11 protein-coding genes are annotated in these 20950 nt (G+C 71.2%); 10 read left to right on the top strand and 1 reads right to left on the bottom strand.

All coding sequences use genetic code 11. The features are described 5' to 3' along the window. Nucleotides 1-68: 68 nt before the first annotated feature. The 10 genes from PV679_RS13500 to PV679_RS13545 all read left to right on the top strand — a co-directional run bounded on the left by PV679_RS13500 (nucleotide 69) and on the right by PV679_RS13545 (nucleotide 18424). The gene (locus tag PV679_RS13500; protein WP_416069717.1) at nucleotides 69-1331 is read left to right on the top strand and encodes an MFS transporter; all 1263 of its coding nucleotides are present in this window, start codon (nucleotides 69-71) and stop codon (nucleotides 1329-1331) included. After that, nucleotides 1276-4395 carry a type I polyketide synthase gene (locus tag PV679_RS13505; protein WP_319680420.1) on the top strand — a complete coding sequence of 1040 codons (3120 nt, stop codon included), beginning with the start codon at nucleotides 1276-1278 and terminating at the stop codon, nucleotides 4393-4395. The genes PV679_RS13500 and PV679_RS13505 overlap by 56 nt, the downstream gene beginning before the upstream one ends. Next, on the top strand, nucleotides 4392-8735 hold the full coding sequence (locus tag PV679_RS13510; protein WP_319680421.1) for a MupA/Atu3671 family FMN-dependent luciferase-like monooxygenase: 4344 nt from the start codon (nucleotides 4392-4394) through the stop codon (nucleotides 8733-8735). Before PV679_RS13505 ends, PV679_RS13510 begins: the two co-directional genes overlap by 4 nt. After that, on the top strand, nucleotides 8732-10309 hold the full coding sequence (locus PV679_RS13515; protein WP_319680422.1) for a condensation domain-containing protein: 1578 nt from the start codon (nucleotides 8732-8734) through the stop codon (nucleotides 10307-10309). Before PV679_RS13510 ends, PV679_RS13515 begins: the two co-directional genes overlap by 4 nt. Continuing rightward, a complete protein-coding gene (locus PV679_RS13520; RefSeq protein ID WP_319680423.1) occupies nucleotides 10306-11613 on the top strand; it encodes a M18 family aminopeptidase in 1308 nt (435 codons plus the stop codon). The genes PV679_RS13515 and PV679_RS13520 overlap by 4 nt, the downstream gene beginning before the upstream one ends. Before the next feature lie 70 nt (nucleotides 11614-11683). Further along, nucleotides 11684-12394 (top strand): thioesterase II family protein, encoded by a 711-nt coding sequence (locus PV679_RS13525; protein WP_319680424.1) that lies wholly within the window; start codon nucleotides 11684-11686, stop codon nucleotides 12392-12394. Between the two features lie 86 nt (nucleotides 12395-12480). Continuing rightward, nucleotides 12481-13890, top strand: a complete 1410-nt coding sequence (locus PV679_RS13530; protein ID WP_319680425.1) for a class II fumarate hydratase — start codon at nucleotides 12481-12483, stop codon at nucleotides 13888-13890. Nucleotides 13891-13985: 95 nt separating this feature from the next. Further along, the gene (locus tag PV679_RS13535) at nucleotides 13986-14660 is read left to right on the top strand and encodes a DUF402 domain-containing protein (RefSeq protein ID WP_319680426.1); all 675 of its coding nucleotides are present in this window, start codon (nucleotides 13986-13988) and stop codon (nucleotides 14658-14660) included. A gap of 275 nt (nucleotides 14661-14935) precedes the next feature. After that, nucleotides 14936-16816 carry a SpoIIE family protein phosphatase gene (locus tag PV679_RS13540; RefSeq protein ID WP_319680427.1) on the top strand — a complete coding sequence of 627 codons (1881 nt, stop codon included), beginning with the start codon at nucleotides 14936-14938 and terminating at the stop codon, nucleotides 16814-16816. Between the two features lie 144 nt (nucleotides 16817-16960). Continuing rightward, nucleotides 16961-18424, top strand: a complete 1464-nt coding sequence (locus PV679_RS13545) for a catalase (protein WP_319680428.1) — start codon at nucleotides 16961-16963, stop codon at nucleotides 18422-18424. A gap of 79 nt (nucleotides 18425-18503) precedes the next feature. Here the strand turns inward: PV679_RS13545 and PV679_RS13550 are convergent, their stop codons facing one another. Then, entirely contained in the window at nucleotides 18504-20744 is a 2241-nt protein-coding gene (locus PV679_RS13550; protein WP_319680429.1) for a transglycosylase domain-containing protein, read from the bottom strand. Nucleotides 20745-20950 lie beyond the last annotated feature (206 nt).

Genomic DNA, 20950 nt, shown 5'->3' on the forward strand with positions numbered 1-20950 from the left:
ATGGAGAACGGCGTTACCGGCTCCTTGTCGCCGGTTACGCGATCTCCTCATACGGCACCTTCCTGAATATGGTGGCGCTGAATCTGTTCGTCTACGAGACGACGGGAAGAGCGCTCGCCCTGGGCCTGTTCATGGCGGTAAGGCTGGGCGCCGGTTTTGTGGCCGGTCTGCTGGCCGGTGGTCTGCTCGCGCGGTGGAAGGCCAAGAGCATCATGCTCTGGGCGAATGTCGCGCAGGCAGCGGTGATGCTCCTGCTGATCTTCGCGCCGGACGGGCTGCGGACGGCGGCCCTGATGGCCGTCTCCCTGGTGGTCGGCGGCTGCGGGACGCTGTTCATGGTGGCCCTGCGCAGTTCCATTCCGGAGATGGTCGGCGCCGACCGGCGCGGCTGGGCGAACTCCCTGTCGATCACCGGACGTTCACTCGCGATGGTGGCCGGGTTCGCCTCGGCGGGCGTGGTGGTGTCGCTGGTCGGTTACACCGCGGCGTTCGTGGTCGACATGACGACGTTCACGGTCTGCGCCGTGACCGTCGCGCTGCTGCCGATCGCGGGCGGAGGCAGGGGAAAGGCCACCGCGCCGGAGCCGGCGGAGGCTGCCGAGGAGGGCATGGAGCAGGAGCGGACGGCGGAGAAGAAGGCCGTCCGACGGCGCACGCCCGTCGCGTTCGCCGCGCTGGCCGCCGCGCCCGGTCTCGGTCTGATGGTGGCGCTGCGCGGAGTCGACGCCTTCGGTTCTTCCTCGCACAACGCGGCTCTGCCGGTGTACTCCAGCGAGCTGGACGCCTCGCGTCCCGCCGTCTTCGTCAGCGCCTTCTGGTGTCTGTGGGCGCTCGGCAACGTCCTCGCCCAGCAGTTGATCCAGCGGTACGCGAAACGCACCGGGCGTTCGGTCAGTGCGCTGGGCTTCGGTTACGGCACGATCGTCATGTCCGGCGCGTTCATCCTCGCCTTCGCCGGCTTTCCGCTGGCCGCGACCGCCGTGGTCGCTCTGGTCGCGGGAGCCGCCGACGGACTCACCGAGGTGTCGTACACCTCGCATCTGCAGACGCTCTCCGACAAACTGCGCGGACATGCCTTCGGACTCTCCGCGACCTTCGAGAATCTCGGTTTCGGCGTGGGCACGATCCTGGTCGCCGTGGCGCTGGACCGGTACTCACCGCTGGCGGTCGTCGCGTGGTCGCACGGAGCGGCCATCCTGGTCGCGGTCGCGTTCGTGTTCCGGGTGGTGAGGCTGCGGAGTGCCGGGCGCGCCCCGGCGGGGAGAGGAGAGGCCGATGCCGGAGGAGCGCATCGCGGTGATCGGGATGGCGCTGAGGTTCCCGGGAGCTGACACCGCGGAGCGGTACTGGCGGGACATCAGGAGCGGGATCTCGCATGTGCGGCGGTTCACCGACGCGGAGTTCGCCGCCGCCGGGATGTCGCCGGCGGAGTACGGCGCGGCCGGCTTCACCGGTGCCAGCGCGCTGCTGGACGGTATCGACGGCTTCGACGCGGAGTTCTTCGGGATGAGCGGCCGGGAGGCGACCGTCACCGATCCGCAGCAGCGGCTCTTCCTGGAGTGCTGCTACAAGGCGCTGGAGGACGGTGGTTACGCGGGCGCCGGCGACACCGTACGGACCGGTGTCTACGCCAGTGCCGGTTACCGGCTCTACTCGCTGCACAGCTATCTCGCCGGGAATCTCGCCGAGGAGGCCGGATCCGGCGACTGGCTGGCCGTCAAACAGATCCAGGTCGGCAACTATCCGGATTTCACCGCCAACCGGGCCGCCTTCCGGCTCGGGCTGACCGGACCCGCGGTCAATGTGGCGACGGCCTGTTCCAGCGCGCTGGTCTCCGTCCATCTGGCCTGCCAGGCGCTGCGCGCCGGTGACGCCGATCTGATGGTGGTGGGATCGGCGGCGCTGCATGTGCCGCAGGTGACCGGGCACCGTCATATGAAGGGCTCGACGATCTCCAGGTCCGGCACGGTGCGGGCGTTCGACGCGGACGCGGACGGCACGGTCGGCGGCAACGGAGTCGCGGCCGTCCTGCTGAAGCCGCTGGACCGCGCGCTCGCGGACGGGGACACGGTGCACGCCGTGATCCTCGGCTCGGCGGTGACCAACGACGGCGCGGGCAAGGCCGGATTCGCCGCGCCGAGCGCCGCCGGGCAGCGCGACGCCGTGCTGGGCGCGCTGCGCGCCGCCGGTGTTCCGGCCGATTCCGTGGGCTATCTGGAGACGCACGGCACGGGCACGCTGAAGGGCGATCCGATCGAATTCGCCGGTCTCACGGAGGCGTTCCGCCGCCACACCGACCGGATCGGCTTCTGCGCGCTGGGCTCCGCCAAACCGGCCATCGGACATCTCGACAGCGCGGCGGGTCTCGCGGGGCTGATCAAGGCGGTCCTGGTGCTGCGGCACGGGATCGTACCGCCGCTGGTGAATTTCTCCCGGCCCAATCCGGCGCTGGCGCTCGCCACCAGCCCCTTTCTGCTGCCGGAGCGCGAGCGCGCGTGGCCGGTCGAGGGAGACGGGCCGCGCCGGGCCGGTGTGCACTCCATCGGACTGGGCGGCACCAACGCCCATGTCGTACTGGAGCAGGCGCCACCAGTGGCTGCCGCCGTGGCCGTGGCCGGAACAGCGGACGCGCCGCGGCTGCTGCCGCTGTCCGGGCACAGCCAGGCCGCGCTGGTGGCGTACGCCCGCGCCTTCCGGGACCATCTCGCGCGCCGTCCGGCGACCGCGCCGGCCGATCTGCTGGTCAGCACCGCGCTGGGACGGCGCCATCTGCGCCACCGGCTGGTCGTGACCTCCGAGGACGCGCGCGCCGGACTCGACGCGTTCCTGGCGGGAGTCACCTCGGACGCGTACACGACAGGAACGGTGGCCGACTCGGAGCGTCCGCCCGCGCCCGTCTTCCTGTTCGGCGGACAGGGCGGCGGCCGTCCCGGCATGGCGGCCGGACTCGCCGCGCGCTTTCCCGTGGTGGCCGAGGTCCTGGCGCGCTGCGCCCGCGTGTACGAGGAGGAGACCGGGAGCGGTGACTTCCTCGACCGGGTGGTGCGCGGCCACGGGCCCGCTCCGTGGGACACGGCGTTCGCGCAGCCCGCGCTCTTCGCGCTCCAGATCGCCCAGGCCCGGCTCTGGCGGCACCTCGGTGTCACACCGTCACTCGTCGCCGGACACAGCGTCGGCGAGTACGCGGCGCTCTGTGTGGCGGGCGCGCTGAGCACGGAGGACGCCATGCGGCTGCTGTGCCGGCGAGGGCGGCTGATGCGGTCCGCCGCGGCCGGCGCGATGCTCGCCGTCTTCGTACCGGAGACGCGGGTGAAGGAGCTGCTCGGCGCCGTCGAGGAGCTCGAACTCGCGGTGATCAACGGCCCGGGCCACCATGTCGTCGCCGGTCCGCCCGAAGCCGTCGCGGCGGCGCGTGCGTCACTCGCGGAGCGCGGCGAGACCTTTGAGCCGCTGGCCGTCGACCGCGCCTTCCACTCGGCGCTGCTCGATCCGGTCCTCGACGAGCTGCGCACCGCCGCCGGCCGGGCCCGGCCGCGTCCGCTCCGTATCGCCTTCGTCAGCGGTCTCGACGGTGTGGTGCGGCCACCGGGCTGGCTGCCCGACGCCGGCTATCTGGTCCGGCAGGCGCGCGCGGCCGTCGATTTCCACGCGGTGCTGCGGACGGTGGCGCCGGACCCCGGCGGCCCCGCCGTACTGCTGGAGCTCGGACCCACCGCCGCGCTGACCGGAATGGCGCGCCGGACGCTGCCCGGAGTCGCCGCCGCGCCGACCCGGCGGCTGTGGGAGGCGGTGGCCCTGCTGCACTGCTCCGGTGCCGACATCGACTGGACGGCGCTGCTCGCCGGTCGCGGCGGTCGGCGGGTGCCGCTGCCGACCTATCCGTTCCAGCACCAGTCGTACTGGACCGGTCCGCCGCCGGTACCGGTGTCCGCGCTTGACCACGATCGCCCAACGGAGGATGGCATGACCGAACAGGCCGTACTGGAGCGGGTGTTGGAGCTGACCGCCCGTCATCTTGGCTATGAACTGCCGGAGGTCGGCGCCGACCGTTCGTATGTCGGTCTCGGCGCGGACTCGCTTCAGCTCGTCGGGATGGTGCGGCAGTTGGAGGCGGAGTTCGGCGCGGAGATAGCGATACGGGAGATCCTGGAGGAGGCGGGTACGCCGAGACTGACGGCCCGGCTGATAACCGCTCGTACGGCGCCGGCGCAACCGGAACCGGAAGCACAAGTGGAACCGGAACCGGCGCCGGAACCGGCGTACGCGACCCGGGCCGAGATCGAGGAACTGTCGCGCCAGATACGGCAGCTCGCCCAGGCCCAGTCGGCCATGCTGACCCAGCTCTCCGACGCGGTCGCCCTGCTGACCGGCGCACCGGAGGCGACGGACCGATGAGCACGGACGAGACCGGCGCGGCCGGCACGACCGAGGCCGAGGTGGCCAGGGCCGCCGAACTCTCGAAACGGCTGAGCGCACAGCTCGCGGCGGCGAAGCGGCCGCGGGCCGGCGACCAGACAAACCCGCGCAGGGACCCGCCGCCGGCGGACCGGCCGGCGCGGGCCCGGCCGGATCCCGGCCACGGTCCCCGTCTCGTCGTGGACCCGGCCGGCGGAATGGCCGGTGAGGGAGCCGGCGCCGTCCAGCGCGCGCACACCGACTCCCTGATCCGGCGGTTCACGGAGCGCACCCGCACCTCCAAGGAGATCGCCGCGCGCCACCGGCCGGTGCTGGCCGACAGCCGGGCCGTGGTCGGATTCCGCGCCGCCACCAAGGAGATGCTGTATCCGATCGCGGCGCGCTCCGCCCATGGCGCGCGGATCACCGATGTCGACGGCAACGACTACACCGACATCACCATGGGGTTCGGCGCGCTGCTCTTCGGACACGAGCCGGAGTTCGTCACCGACGCCGTGCGGCGCCATCTCTCCGGAGGGCTGCGGTTCGGACCGCGCTCCGCCGACACCGGCGAGGCGGCGGAGCTGCTCGCCGGACTGACGGGAATGGAGCGGGTCGCGTTCGCCGGGTCGGGCACGGAGGCGAACTCGGCCGCGCTCAGACTGGCCCGCGCCGCCACCGGACGCGACAAGGCCGTGATGTTCCGTGGCTCGTACCACGGCCATATCGACTCGGTGCTCGGCAGGCCCGGCGACCGCGAGGGCCACCGCACGGTCCCCGTCTCCCGGGGCATCCCGGGCAGCGCCGTCGCGGAGCTGATCGTGCTGGAGTACGGCAGCCAGGAGGCCCTCGACACCATCGACGCACTCGGCGACACCATCGCCGCCGTCATCGTCGAGCCGGTGCAGTGCCGCAACCCGGGCCTGCGGCCCGCCCAATTCGTGCGGTCGCTGCGCGAGCTGACCCGCCGCCGGGGCATCGTGCTGCTCTTCGACGAGATGCTCACCGGACTGCGACCGCACCCGCGCGGCGCGCAGCACCACTACGGTGTCGTCCCCGACCTCGCCACCTACGGCAAGGCGCTCGGCAGCGGCTTCCCGATCGGCGCCGTCGCGGGCCGGGCCGACATCCTCGACGGAGTCGACGGCGGCCTCTGGCAGTACGGAGACGACAGCCGGCCGCCGCACGAAACCACCTATTTCGGCGGTACGTATATGCAGCATCCGCTCTCCATGGCCGCGGCCAGAGCGGTGCTCACTCATCTCAAGGAGCAGGGTCCCGGGCTCCAGGAGCGGCTGAACGCCCGTACCGACGCGCTCGCCGCCGAACTCAACCGGTTCTTCCGCGACGAGGAATTCCCGCTGGAGACCGCTCACTTCGGCTCGATGTTCCGCTTCAGGCACCGCGCCGACATGGAGCTGCTCTACCACCACCTGCTGCTGCGCGGCCTCTATGTCTGGGAGTGGCGCAGCTTCTATCTCTCCACCGCGCACACGGACGAGCACACCGAGGAGATCGCCGCCGCGGTGCGGGGCTCACTGCGCGAGCTGCGCGACGGCGGATTCCTTCCGGTCACGCACGCGCGCCGGACCACCGCCGCCGCACGGCCCCGGCCCGCTCCCGACTTCGGCGTGTACTTCTTCGGCGACTATCCGGAGACCGGCGGAAACGGCAGCGCGGAGGCGTACGAGGCGCTCGTCGAGACCGCCCGGTTCGCCGACGAGCACGACTTCAGCTCCGTCTGGGTGCCGGAGCGGCACTTCCACTCCTTCGGCGGTCTCTTCCCGAACCCGGCCGTCCTCGCCTCCGCGCTCGCCCGCGAGACCGGCCGGATCCGGATCAACGCCGGGTCCGTCGTGCTGCCGCTGCACGACCCGATCAGGGTCGCCGAGGAGTGGTCGGTGGTCGACAATCTCTCCGGCGGCCGGGTCGGCATCGGCTGCGCCACCGGCTGGCACGCGCGGGACTTCGCGCTGCACCCGGAGCGGTTCGCGGACCGCAAGGAGATCGCCTTCGCCCATCTCGACGACATCCGGCGGCTGTGGCGCGGCGACGCCGTGCGGCGGCGGACCGGCGAGGGCGCGGAGACCGACGTACGGATCCATCCGCGGCCGGTCCAGGACGCGCCGCCGATGTTCCTCGCCACCACGGGACAGCGCGCCTCCTACGAGGAGGCGGCCCGCCGCGGACTGGGCATCGTCACCAATCTGATGAGCCAGACCGTGGACGAACTGGGCGCCAATGTCGCGCACTACCGGCGGGTGCGCGCCGAGAGCGGGCTCGACCCGGACGCGGGCCGGGTGACCGTCCTCGTCCACACCTATCTGGGCACGGACCACGAGGAGGCGCGGGCCGAGGCGCTGGAGCCGATGAGCCGGTATCTGCGCTCGTCGCTGCTGATGCGGTCGGCCGCCACCGCGCTGGGCCACCGCGCGGAGGATGTGGCGGCGGCCGGCGAGGAGGACCTGGACTATCTCTTCCGCCGCGCGTACGACCGGTACTGCGACCAGCGGGCGATGATCGGTACGCCGGAGAGCTGCGCGCCGTTCGTCGAGGCGCTGCGCCGCGCCGGTGTGGACGAGATCGCCGCGCTCGTCGACTTCGGAATGCCCGTGGAGCGGCTGCGGGCCGGACTGGACCAGCTCGATCTGCTGCGCCGCCGCTCGCGTCCGTCGCCGGAGGACGGCGGGCCGCGACTCGCGACGGAACGCGGCGGAACCGCGGGGGACGACAGCGCGGACCGGCCGGACGAGACCGTCGCTCCGGCGACCTCGGGCCAGCGGCGGCTGTGGCTCGCGGCGCGGCTGCTCGCCGATCCCGCCGCGTACAACGAGACACAGGCGGTGCGGCTGCGCGGCCCGCTCGACGAGGACGCCCTGCGTACCGCCGTGGACGGCCTGGTCGCCCGGCACGCCGGGCTGCGGACGGTGTTCCGCACGGGGCACGGCGACGAGACCGTGCTCCAGGTCGTGCGGCACGGACGGCGCGTCCCGCTGCGGCTGACCGACGCCCGGGACCAGGACCCGGCGGAGGCGATCGGCGCGGCGCTCACCGAGGAGAGCCGGCGCGCCTATGACCTGGCCGAGGGACCGCTGTTCACGCCACGGCTGGTCCGGCTGGCGCCGGACGACCACGTGCTGGTGTTCGGCATGCACCACATCATCACCGACGCGCACTCCGCCGCGCTGCTCGCCGCCGATCTGGAGGAGTTGTACCGCGCCGCGCTGGAGCGCCGCGCTCCGGTCTTCGAACGGCCCGCCGGTACGACCGCCGGTGCGGCGGAACCGGCGCGCGACAACGCCGATCTGGCCTGGTGGCAGGAGCGGCTCGGCGAGAAGCCGCCGGTGCTGGAACTGCCCACCGACCGGCCGCGCGAGCGCCGGATCGCGGGCCGTGGCGGCGCCGCCGCGATCCGGCTGGATCCGGAGCGTACGGCGCGGCTCCAGGACTGGAGCGGCGCGCGGGGCGTCACGCTGTTCGCGACGCTGTTCACCGCCTGGCGGCTTGTGCTGCGGCGGCGCTCCGGACAGGACGAGTTCGTCCTCGGCTCCACCTTCGGCCGGCGCACGGCCGAGACCCGCGACACCGTGGGCTTCCATGTGGCGCTGCTGCCGCTGCGGGTGTCGCTCACGGACGCGATGACGGTGACCGAGGCGGTACGGGCCACCGGACGCGCGCTGTTCGAGGCGGCCGAGCACCAGGAGGTCGATCCGGACGCTCTGCTGGCCGGTGTCCATCCCGCGCCGGGCAGTCCCCGGCCGCTGATCACGGTCTCGGCGGACCTGGACACCGAGACCCTCGGCCGGATCGATCTGCCGGGACTGCGTGCGGAGGAGGTGACCGCCGGGACGGAGTCGGCGCCGCTGGAACTGGCCCTGATGGCCACCCGCGCCGCGTCCGGGCTGCGGCTGCGGCTGCGCTACGACGCGGACCTCTTCGACGCGGCGACCGCGCGCCGTTTCCTCGACGAGCTGGACCGGACGCTGGAGTCGATGACGCGCGGCGACGAACATCTGCGGGTGGGCGAGGCGGTGGCGCCACAGGACGGCCGGGGCGCCGTCGCCGATGTGCTCAGGGATGTCTGGGAATCGGTCCTCGATGTCCGTGGCTTCCCCGCGGACACCAGCTTCTTCGACATCGGCGGAAACTCGATCGCCGCGATCCGGCTGGTCAACCGGGTACGCGACGTCCTCGGCGTCGACTATCCGATGGCCGACTTCTTCATGGACGCCACTCTGCGCGCCATGACCGAACAACTCGCGGGCGGTCCCGGCACACCGGCCGGCCCGGTGGCGACCGGTGCGTCCGACGCCGGCGCGCGCGTACGGGGGGAACTGTGATCGACGCTCTGCTCGACCGGCTGTCCGCACTCGATGTACGCCTCGCCGCGGGGCCGGGCGGAGTGCTGCGCTACGACGCGCCGCGCGCCGCTCTCACCGATGAGCTGCTGGCCGAACTGCGCGACCACAAGCGGGAGCTGCTGGGGCGGCTGACCGGCGCCGAGGTGATCGACCGGGCACCGGTCAGCGATCAGCAGGCACGGATGATCGCCGGGCATCACGCCGCACCGCACTCCGAGGTGTGGAACATCCCGACCAGGATCAGCTTCACCGGGGCCCTGGATCCGGACGCGCTGCGGTCGGCACTCACCGAGCTGATCGCCCGCCACCACGGGCTGCACAGCCGGTTCGTCCGACCCGAGGAAAACACCGGAGGAACCGGCGCTGAGGAGGACGCCGGAGCCGGCACCTGGTGGCAGGAGGTGGTCGTACCGCCGCCTCTCGATCTGCCGGTCGAGGATCTCACCGGGCTGCCCGCCTCAGAACGGGAGCCGCGCTCCGAGGAGTTGTGCCGGGAGACGGCGGCCGGCGGCTTCGACCTCACCCAACCCGTGCTGCCCCGGCTGCGGCTGCTGCGCGTCGCGGAGGACCGGTGGGCGCTGATGTTCGTACTGCACCACATCACCGCCGACGGCTGGTCCCTGTCGCTGCTGCTGGCGGAGATCGCCGAGCTGTACACCGCCGCCGCGGCCGGCGTCCCGCACGCGCTCGACCCTCCCGGCGCGCAGTCCACGGACTACGCCCGCTGGCAGATCGCGCACCATGACCCGGAGACGGAGGCCCGCAGGGCCGCGTACTGCGCCGCGTATCTCGACGGCGTCCCGTCCGGAGTGCCCGTACCCACCGACCGTCCCAGGCCCGAGCGGCTCAGCGGACGCGGCGACACCGTACGCGGCCTCGCCTCCGGCGAGGTGCGCGCGGCCGTCGAGGAGTTCGCCGCGGCCCGGCACACCACGCCGTTCGCGGTGGCGGCGACCGCTCTCGGGGTGTTTCTGGCCGGACTCTCCGGCGAGCGGGACATCCTGCTCAGCGTTCCGTACGCCAACCGCCAGGGCACCGCCTTCGAGTCGCTGGTCGCCATGACCTCGACCGCCGTGATGGTGCGGGTACGGCTCGATCCGGCCGAGAGCCGCGCCGCCCTCGTGGCACGCACCGGCGAAGGCGCGATGGGCGCGATGGCCCATGTGCTGCCCACGGCCCGGATCATGCGCGCGATGCGGGAGGCCGGCGCCCGCGACGTCCCGGACCGGGTGCCGCACATCCTCGCCTTCCAGAACTCGCTCGACACGGACATCGAGATCCCGGGACTCCGCGTCGAGGTGGAGGACCTCGCGCCGCCGCTCTCGCGCGGCGAACTGTGCTTCGGCCTGGCACCGTGCCGGGACCGCGCACGCGGATACCGGACGTTTCTGGAGTACTCCGCGGACCTGTGGAACCGTGGGACGGCCGAAGATCTGCTGTCCTCCTACACCGCGCTGCTCGCGGAGTTCTGCGCCTTCCCCGACCGGCCGGTCAGTGATCTGCTGCCGACCGCACCGACACCCCCCACCACTGGAAAGGCGGATGCCGTATGACGCCGGCCCCCCACCGCAGCCACGCCGACGACCTCCTCTCGTTCATCGGATCAAGCCCTTCGCCGTACCACGCGGTGGCGAGCGCGGTCCGAAGACTGGAGAAGGCGGGCTTTCGCGAGCTGTGCGGAACGGACGACTGGGCCGGCGCGAGCGGCGGCTGTTTCGTCGCCCGCGGCGGCGCCCTGATCGCCTGGTACGTCCCGGAGGGCGCGCCGGGCCACACGCCCTTCCGGATTGTCGGCGCCCACACCGATTCACCGAATCTGCGGGTCAAGCCGAGACCCGACACCGGTTCGTCCGGCTGGCGGCAGATCGGCGTGGAGATCTACGGCGGAGTCCCTCTCAACACCTGGCTCGACCGCGATCTGGGCATCTCCGGACGGCTCGCCCTGCGCGGCTCCGGCGCCGGAGACAGGCCGCGGACACGGCTCGTCCAGATCGACGAACCGCTGCTGCGCGTACCGCAGCTCGCCATCCATCTCGACCGTTCGGTCAACGACGGACTGGCACTCGACCGGCAGCGGCACATCGCCCCGCTGTGGGCGCTCGGCGCACCGGAGGAGGGCGCGCTGCTGCGCCGGGTCGCACGGGCCGCCGAGGTGGATCCGGCCGAGGTGCTGGCCTGGGACCTGATGCTCCACGACATCCAGCCGCCCGGATATCTCGGCGCGGACCGGGAGTTCGTGGTGTCGTCCCGGCTGGACAATCTGGTGTCGGTGCACGCGGGCGTGACCGCCCTGGCGAACGCCGCGACCGCCATGGAACAGCCCGCGTACATCCCCGTCCTGGCGGCCTTCGACCACGAGGAGGCCGGCAGCGGCTCCGAGACGGGCGCGCAGAGCCCGATGCTCGAACGGACCCTCAGCCGCTCCGTCGCCGCCCGGGGCGGCGGTTCGGAGGACTGGGCGCGCGCCCTCTCCGGTGCGCTGTGTGTCTCCGCCGACATGGCGCACGCGGTGCATCCCAACTACGCGGAGCGGCACGACCCGGACCATCGTCCGCTGCCCAACGGCGGCCCCACGGTCAAGGTCAATGTCAATCAGCGGTACGCCACCGACAGCACCGGCATCGCGGTGTTCGCAGAGGCGTGCGAGCGGGCCGGCGCGCCGTGGCAGCCGTTCGTCTCCAACAACGCGATGCCCTGCGGCACCTCGATCGGGCCGCTCACCGCCGCCCGGCTCGGCGTCACCACGGTCGATGTGGGCGTGCCGGGGCTGTCCATGCACTCGGCGCGTGAGCTGTGCGGAGCGGCGGATCCCGGGCATCTCGCCGCCGTCCTCGGCGCCTTCGTCGCGGGCGGCTGACCGGGCTCCCGCCCGTCCGCTCCCGCCGCCGTCCATCCTTGTCGCACAACGAATCGGAGAGACATCCGCCGTGGAAGAGACCGTCCTGATCTGTCTGCCGTTCGCCGGCGCGGGTCCGTCGTTCTTCACCCCCTGGACGGCCTACGCACCTGCCTGGATGCGCGTCCTGCCCGTGCGGTTGCCGGGACGCGAGAAGCGCTTCGCCGAACCGGCCCACACGACCGCGGCTCCGGCCGTCGAGGACGCGTACGGCCAGGTGACCGAGGCACTGGAGGCCGGGACACGGGTGGCGCTGTTCGGGCACAGCATGGGCGCGGTCCTCGCGTACGAGCTGGCGCACCGCCTCGAACAGGACCGCGCGGTGCGTCTTGACGCTCTGTTCGTCAGCGGCTCTCCGGGACCCTGGACGGTGCGGGCCGACCGGGCCGGCGGGCTGCCCGACGACGAGTTCGTCGCGCGGGTGCGGTCCTTCGCCGGATACGCGCACCCGGCGCTGGAGGATCCCGAGATGCGGGAGCTGCTGCTGCCGTCGCTCCGGGCCGACGTACAGCTCCACGAGACCTACCGCCCGCTGTCGGACCGTCCGCTGTCCGGACCCGTCACCTCGGTCAGAGGCCGTACGGACACGCTGGTCAGCGCGGTCGAGGCGGCCCAGTGGGCGGACGCGACCACCGGAAAGCTGACCACCGCCGAGCTGGACGGCGGGCACATGTATCTGACCCGGGAGCCGCGCGCCCTCCTCGAAGTGATCGCCGACGGGCTGCGGTCCGCGCGGGAGTGATGCCGCCGGACGCCGGGCCCGGCCGGCGCAGGACGGGGAATACACAGGTCAGGAGCGCTGCTCAGCCTTCCAGGAGGTCATACGCGATGGACGCACAGGACACACAGGACCCGGCGGAGTACCGGACCGAGCACGACTCGATGGGCGAGGTACGGGTCCCGGCGCACGCCAAGTGGCGGGCCCAGACCCAGCGCGCCGTGGAGAACTTCCCGATTTCGGGACAGCGGCTCGAACGCGCGCACATCGAGGCGCTGGCCCGGATCAAGGCCGCCGCCGCCAAGGTCAACGCCGATCTCGGTGTGATCGGCGAGGACGTCGCCGAGGCCATCCAGGAGGCCGCCGCCGAGGTCGCGGAGGGCCGCTGGGACGAGCACTTCCCGGTGGATGTCTTCCAGACCGGCTCGGGCACGTCCTCCAACATGAACACCAATGAGGTGCTCGCCACGCTCGCCACCGAGCGCCTCGGCCGGGATGTCCATCCGAACGACCATGTCAACGCCTCGCAGAGCTCCAACGACGTCTTCCCTTCGAGCATCCATATCGCCGCCACCGCGGCCGTCACCGGCGAGCTGATGCCGGCGCTGGACCATCTCGCCGCCTCGCTGGAGCGCAAGGCCGAGGAGTTCCGCGAGGTCGTGAAGTCCGGTCGTACGCATCTCATGGACGCCACTCCCGTCACGCTGGGGCAGGAGTTCGGCGGCTATGCCGCGCAGATCCGGTACGCCGTGGAGCGGCTGACCGCCTCACTCCCGCGCCTCGCCGAGCTTCCTCTCGGCGGTACGGCGGTGGGCACCGGCATCAACACTCCGCCGGGCTTCTCCGCCGCCGTCATCGCCGAGGTCGCCCGCACGACCGGGCTGCCGCTGACCGAGGCCCGCAATCACTTCGAGGCGCAGGGCGCCCGCGACGGCCTGGTGGAGACCTCCGGACAGCTCCGTACCCTCGCCGTCTCGTTGACCAAGATCTCCAACGATCTGCGCTGGATGGCCTCGGGCCCGCGCACCGGGCTCGCGGAGATCAGTCTTCCCGATCTCCAGCCGGGCTCCTCCATCATGCCCGGCAAGGTCAATCCGGTGATTCCGGAGGCCGTGCTGATGGTCGCCGCGCAGGTCACCGGCAATGACGCCACGGTCGCCGCGGCCGGCGCCGCCGGGAACTTCGAGCTGAATGTCATGCTCCCGGTGATCGCCAAGAACCTCCTGGAGTCCGTACGGCTGCTCGCCAATGTCTCGCGGCTGCTCGCGGACCGTACGGTCGACGGTGTCACGGCCCATGTCGAGCGGGCCCGTGAGTACGCCGAGTCGTCGCCGTCCGTCGTCACTCCGCTGAACAAGTACATCGGCTACGAGGAGGCCGCGAAGGTCGCCAAGAAGTCCCTCGCCGAGCGCAGGACGATCCGCGAGGTGGTCCTGGCCTCCGGCTACGTGGAGCGCGGCGATCTCACTCTGGAACAGCTCGACGAGGCGCTGGACGTACTGCGTATGACACGGCCGTGAACAGTCACCGGCACGGCGGCGTCCGGCGACCGGGCCTCCCGGCCGCGTCGCCGGCCCCGCCGACGCCGTCCGGCTCCAGGGCCTAGGATCTGCGCATGACAGAGACGGCAGCCGACGGGCACTGGACGCCCGGCACACAGATCCTGTGGCGGTACCGGGAGAACGCCGGTGACCGTGTGCACATCTGCCGTCCCGTCACGGTCGTACAGGACACCGACGAGCTGCTCGCGGCCTGGCTGGCGCCGGACACACCGTGTGTGAAGCCGGTCCTCGCGGACGGCACGCCGGTCCACCGCGAACCGCTGGCCAGCCGCTACACCAAGCCGCGCACGGTGGTGCGCGACCGGTGGTACGGCATGGGTGTGCTGAAGCTGGCGCGGCCCGGCGAGCCCTGGTCGGTATGGCTGTGGTGGGAGCGCGGCTGGCGCTTCCAGAACTGGTACGTGAATCTGGAGGAGCCCCGCACCCGCTGGTCCGGCGGCATCGACTCGCAGGACCACTTCCTCGACATCGACGTCTTCCCGGACCGGAGCTGGCGGTGGCGCGACGAGGACGAGTTCGCCCAGGCGCAGCACGACGGACTGATGGAGCGGGAGCAGGCGCGGCAGGTCAGGGAGGCCGGCCGCGCGGCGATCGACGTGGTCACCTCCTGGGGCTCGCCGTTCCGTGACGGCTGGGAGCACTGGCGGCCCGATCCGCGCTGGACGGTGCCGGAACTGCCGGACGGCTGGGACCGGGCACCGGGCCGCTCCGGGGTTCCGGCCGGATGAACCGGCCGACGCCGTGATCGCGGGGGCACCGTCACCGACGTCATGAGACCCTTGATGTACCCCCGGGGTTCAAACGTAGGATCGTCCTCCGGAAGGCCGCTCCCGGTCAACGGGGCAGCGCGGCACCGGACCTGACCGCAAGTCACACACACGTCACACCGTTAGTCACTACGAACGTGAGTCACTTTCCGAGGGGGTGGAGCCGTGCGGGACGGCAGCCGCTCCTTCGACGCGATCGCATCGCACCACCGGCCCGGACGGACGGAACCCCACGCGTGACGGAGCATCCCACCTCCCACGAAGGCCGGCAGCCCCTGGTTGCCCGGTCTCAGGAACGCACACGGCCGCGGCAGGAGGCGGGCGCCTCCGCCGTCCCGCAGTCGGCGGTGCCCACGCCCGATCCCGCGCTGACCGCGCGGCGCGAGGGCGACCGGCTGCGCTTCGTGGGAGCCGCCACCCGGCGCATCGCCCGCGGCATAGATCTGGACGAGATCGTGCTCGGGCTGTGCCGGGCGACCGTGCCGACGTTCTCCGACGCCATCCTCGTCTATCTGCGCGATCCGCTGCCGGTCGGCGACGAACGGCCGGTGGCTCCCTTCGTACTGCGCCTGCGGCGCACCGACCGGCTCCGGCTGACCGACGAGGATCCCGAGCACGTCACCGGCCCGGGCGGTATCCCGTCGCAGATCGCCCCGGCGGCCCTGCTGCCGCTCCTCGATCCGCAGTCCGAGGTGATGCCGGCGTCCGAGCTGTGCGAGGTGCTCTCGGGCGGCGCGCTCTCCGAGGTGCTGCGTGGTGTGCGCCCCGTCTTCGGCGATTCGGCCGCGGCCCGCGCCGCACTGCCGGAGCTGCTGGGCGCCGACCGCGCCGTGCCGAGCGGGCATCGCGCGATTCTCGCGCCGCTGCGCGGACGGCGACGGGTCATCGGCGCGGCCGTCTTTCTGCGCAGGCCGGACCGCGCGGCCTTCGAGCCGAACGATCTGCTGGTCGCGGCGCAGCTCGCGACCCATACGGCGCTGGGAATCGACAAGGCGGTGCTGTACGGACGTGAGGCGTACATCGCCGACGAGCTCCAGCGCACGATGCTGCCGGAGAACCTCCCGCAGCCGACAGGGGTGCGGCTCGCCTCCCGCTATCTGCCGGCGGCCGAGACCGCCCGGGTCGGCGGCGACTGGTACGACGCGATCCCGCTGCCGGGCAGCCGGGTCGCGCTGGTCGTGGGCGATGTCATGGGCCACTCCATGACCTCCGCGGCGATCATGGGCCAGCTCCGGACGACCGCGCAGACCCTCGCGGGGCTGGATCTGCCGCCGCAGGAGGTGCTGCACCATCTCGACGAACAGGCCCAGCGCCTCGGCACGGACCGGATGGCGACCTGTCTGTACGCGGTGTACGACCCGGTCTCGCACCGGATCACCATCGCCAACGCCGGCCATCCGCCGCCCATACTTCTGCACCTGGGAGGCCGGGCCGAGGTCCTCCGGGTGCCGCCGGGCGCACCGATCGGCGTCGGTGGCGTGGACTTCGAGGCCGTCGAGCTGGACGCGCCCGCCGGAGCGACGCTCCTGCTGTACACGGACGGGCTCGTCGAGTCGCGGCTGCGCGACGTGTGGACGGGCATCGAGCAGCTCCGGGAGCGCCTCGCGGCGACCGCGCAGCTCACCGGGCCGGATCATTCACCGCCGCTGGAGGCGCTCTGCGACGACGTCCTCGACGTCCTGGGTCCCGGCGACAGGGACGACGACATCGCGCTGCTCGCGGCCCGTTTCGACGGGATCGCGCCGAGCGATGTCGCGTACTGGTTCCTGGAGCCGGAGGACGCCGCTCCGGGCCGGGCCAGGCGGCTGGCCCGGCGGGCGCTGGCGCGCTGGGACCTGGAGGAGCTGAGCGACTCGGTCGAGCTGCTGATCAGCGAGGTCGTGACCAACGCCGTGCGGTACGCGGAGCGCCCGGTGACGCTGCGGCTGCTCCGTACGGACGTACTGCGCTGCGAGGTCGGCGACGACTCGCCGCAGTTGCCCAGGCAGCGGCGCGCCCGTGAGACGGACGAGGGCGGTCGGGGACTGTTCCTGGTCAACCGGCTGGCGCGGCGGTGGGGAGCGACCCGGCTGTCCACCGGCAAGGTGGTCTGGTTCGAGCTTCCCACCAGGACGTAGACCGTACCGGGACCAGGTCTGGACCTGATCCAGATGTTGCCGACAAGGTGTCGTGGAGGTTGACTGGGGCAGGCGGCCACTTGACCGCTGCCATTCCCCGGGTCGCCCCGGTTTCCCGGGCCTTCTATCGACGGGAGGACGCTCGTGACTGAGTCACCCCCCAGGACTCCTTACACGACGAACAACGTCGGCATCCCGGTGGAGAGCGACGAACACTCGCTCACCATCAGTTCCGACGGCCCGATCCTGATGCAGGACCACTATCTCATCGAGAAAATGGCCCAGTTCAACCGCGAACGGGTCCCCGAGCGAGTGGTCCACGCCAAGGGAGCAGGCGCTTATGGCTTCTTCGAAGTGACAAATGACGTCAGCCAGTTCACCAAGGCCGACCTTTTCCAGCCGGGCAAACGCACGGACATGCTGGCGCGTTTCTCCACCGTCGCCGGTGAGCTCGGCTCTCCGGACACCTGGCGCGACCCCCGAGGCTTCGCGCTGAAGTTCTACACGGAACACGGCAACTACGACATGGTCGGCAACAACACGCCGGTCTTCTTCGTACGCGACCCGATGAAGTTCCAGGACTTCATCCGCTCGCAGAAGCGCCACCCGGCCACCGGGCTGCGCAACAACGACATGCAGTGGGACTTCTGGACCCTGTCACCCGAATCCGCGCACCAGGTGACATGGCTGATGGGCGACCGGGGCATCCCGAAGTCCTTCCGCCATATGAACGGCTACAGCTCGCACACGTATATGTGGGTGAACGGCGCCGGTGAGCGGTTCTGGGTGAAGTACCACTTCAAGACCGATCAGGGCATCGACTTCCTCACTCAGGCCGATGCCGACGAGATGGCCGGCTCGGACGGTGACCACCACCGCCGGGACCTGTACGAGTCGATCCTGTCCGGGAACGCGCCGACCTGGAGCCTGAAGGTCCAGATCATGCCGTTCGAGGACGCGGCCGACTACCGCTTCAATCCGTTCGACCTGACCAAGGTGTGGCCGCACAGCGACTACCCGCTGATCGATGTCGGCCGGATGACCCTCAACGAGAACCCGGACAACTTCTTCATCCATATCGAGCAGGCCGCCTTCGAGCCCTCGAACCTGGTGCCGGGCATCGGCCCGTCGCCGGACAAGATGCTGCTCGGCCGGCTCTTCTCGTATCCGGACACACACCGCTACCGGATCGGTCCGAACTACACCCAGCTTCCGCCGAACCGGGCGCGTACGCGGGTGAACTCGTACGCGAAGGACGGACCGATGCGGTACGAGGCGTCCAACACGGCCATGCCGTACGCGCCGAACTCGTACGGCGGTCCCGCGGCCGACACGGAGCGCTTCGGCGACCCGGCGGGCTGGTCGGCGGCGGGCGAGATGGTGCGCGAGGCGACCAGGCTGCACCGCGAGGACGACGACTGGGGCCAGGCGGGCACGCAGGTCCGCGAGGTGCTGGACGACGCGCAGCGCGACCGTCTGGTGTCGAACGTCGCCGGCCACCTGGCGCAGGGCGTGACCCGGCCGGTGCTGGAGCGGGCGCTCCAGTACTGGCGCAATATCGACAAGGAGATCGGCGACCGTATCGCCAAGAAGGCGAACGGCGGCTGACTCCGGACCGGGTAGCGGCGGCCCCGCCGGACGCGAGCGCGTCCGCCGGGGCCGCCGCTTTCTCACCGCGGGTGCGCCGTCACCGGCCGGCGGGCAGTCTCAGGAGTCCGTCGGGAGGACCGGGAGCCTCCGTCGGGCCGCCGCTCTCCGGGCCGCCCGGGCCGCCCGGGTCGCCGCCGGGATCGGTCGGGACGGTGGGCGGCGGCGTCTCCTCGGGCGGCACGGGGACGCTCTCGCTCGGGTCGGCCGGGTCGGGCTCCTGCGGCGGCGGCGCGGTCTCTGACGGCTCCTCGCTCGGCGTCCGCTCGGGAGCGGTCTCGACCGGGGGCGCCGTGGGCCTGTCGGGTACGGGCTCCGTGTACTCCAGGTCGAACTTCGCGTCGGAGCCGCCGTTCAGCGCGGCCAGCGTGTAGTTCGCCCAGATCCTGGCGGGGAAGCCGCCGCCGTTGGCGCGGCCGGAGTTGGCGGTACCGGTCAGAGTGACCTGTCCGCCGCCTTCCTCGGGCGACTCGCCGAACAGCGCGACCACCGTGGTGAGCTGCGGAGTGTAGGCGGCGAACCACGCCGACTTGTTGTTCTCCGACGTACCGGTCTTGCCCGCCGCGTCGTAGTCCGGAGTGTCGGCCTCGAAGCCCGAACCGTTGTCGACGACGCTCTGGAGCACATGGGTCACGGTGTCGGCCGTCTCCCGGCTGATCACCTGCTTGCCCACCGGATCGGGCAGCTTGACCGTACGGTCCTTGTGCTCGGCGGACTTCACGATGGCCGGTGTGACCTTCCGGCCGTGATGGTCGAGGGTCGCGTAGACGCCCGCCATGTCCCAGGTGGAGGCGTTCATCGTGCCGAGCGTGATCGCGGGACGCTCGGGGAAGTTCTTGTCCCGCATCCCGAGGTCGAGCGCGGTCCGCTTGACCGTGCCGGGACCGACGTCCACGACCATCTGCGCGAAGACGGAGTTGATCGAGTCCTCCATCGCGGTCCGTACGTCGACGGTGCCGTAGTCCTGGTCGTCCTCGTTCTCCGGAGCGAAGGGAGTGTCACTGCCCTCGACCGGCCGCTTGCTCGTGCCGTCGTACGTGGTGCCGATGTCGATCTTCCGGCCGTCCTGGGTCTCGGAGCCGTTCTCCAGCGCGGAGGTGAGGACGACCGGCTTGAAGGTCGAGGCGGGCTGGTAGTCGGTGCGGGTGGCGTTGGAGATCCAGTGCTCGGTGGCGCCCACACCACCGTAGAGCGCGACCACCCGCCCGGTCTTCGGGTCGACGGAGGTGGCGCCGGCCTGCACCGTGGCGTCCGTCTTGTTCTTCTCGCGGTCGATCTTGCTTTCGAGCTGCTTGTCGACCGAGTCGACAAGCGCCTTCTGCCGCTTCTCGTCGATGTTGAGGGTGATCGTCCAGCCGCCGGCGTCGATGTCCGCCTTGTCGACGCCCTGCCGGGCCAGTTCGTCATTGGCGGCCTCGACGAGATAGCCGGTCTGGCCCTCCATGCCGGGTGCGGCCTTCGGCTCGTGCGGTACGGGGAACTTCAGGCCCTGGCGGACCGAGGCGTCCAGCCAGTGCTCGCCGACCATGTTGTCCAGGACGTAGTTCCAGCGCTCGGTGACCAGCCGCTTGCCGGTGTCGGTGGCGACGGCCCAGTCGTACTGGCTCGGGGCCTGGAGGAGAGCGGCGAGATAGGCGCCCTGCGCGACATTCAGCTCGCCGGCGTCGATTCCGTAGTACGCCTGGGCGGCGGCCTGGATGCCGTACGCGTTGCGCCCGTAGTAGCTGGTGTTGATGTAACCGGCGAGGATCTCGTTCTTGCTCTTCTTCTGGTCCACCTTCAGCGAGATCACCAGCTCCTTGAGCTTGCGGGTGACCGTCTGGTCCTGCTCCAGGTAGTAGTTCTTGACGTACTGCTGGGTGATGGTCGAACCACCCTGCTTGCCCTTGCCGGAGAGCGTGTTCATCAGGCCGCGCGCGGTGCCCTTGAGGTCTACGCCGGAGTCCTTGTAGAAGGTCTTGTTCTCGGCCGCGACAAAGGTTCGCTGGACGTCCCTGGGAATCTGCTCCAGCCCGACTATCTCGCGGTTGACCTCGCCGGTACGGGCCAGGATCTTCCCGTCGCTGTACTTGTAGACATTGCTCTGCATCTCGGCCTGCGCGTTGGCGTTCGGCACCGGAACCAGCACATAGATCACGACGAACGCGCCCATGGCGAGCAGGCAGAGCCCGAAGAAGGTGCCGAGCAGTTTCTTCGGTGTGAACAGGCGGCGTATGCCGCCCGCGTTCGTCACCCGGCGCGTCGCGCGCTGCCGGGCCCGTCTGGCTTCAGCTCGGCCCATCGCCGTGTCGCTCCGCTCTCAGATCTCGTCGTCAGGACTCTCGCAGCTCTCACCCACCGGAATCAGCTCAGAAAGCTAACACCGCTCGCTATGACAAAGAGCACTGTTTCCTGCCTTTTGGGGCGTGACAATCAGCACCCGTTCCCATGGAACCGACTCACCAGACCGCCAGAGGGTTGTGAAGACCATTAATGTGCTAGCACAAT

Source organism: Streptomyces sp. AK02-01A (assembly GCF_033795305.1).
GTDB lineage: Bacteria > Actinomycetota > Actinomycetes > Streptomycetales > Streptomycetaceae > Streptomyces.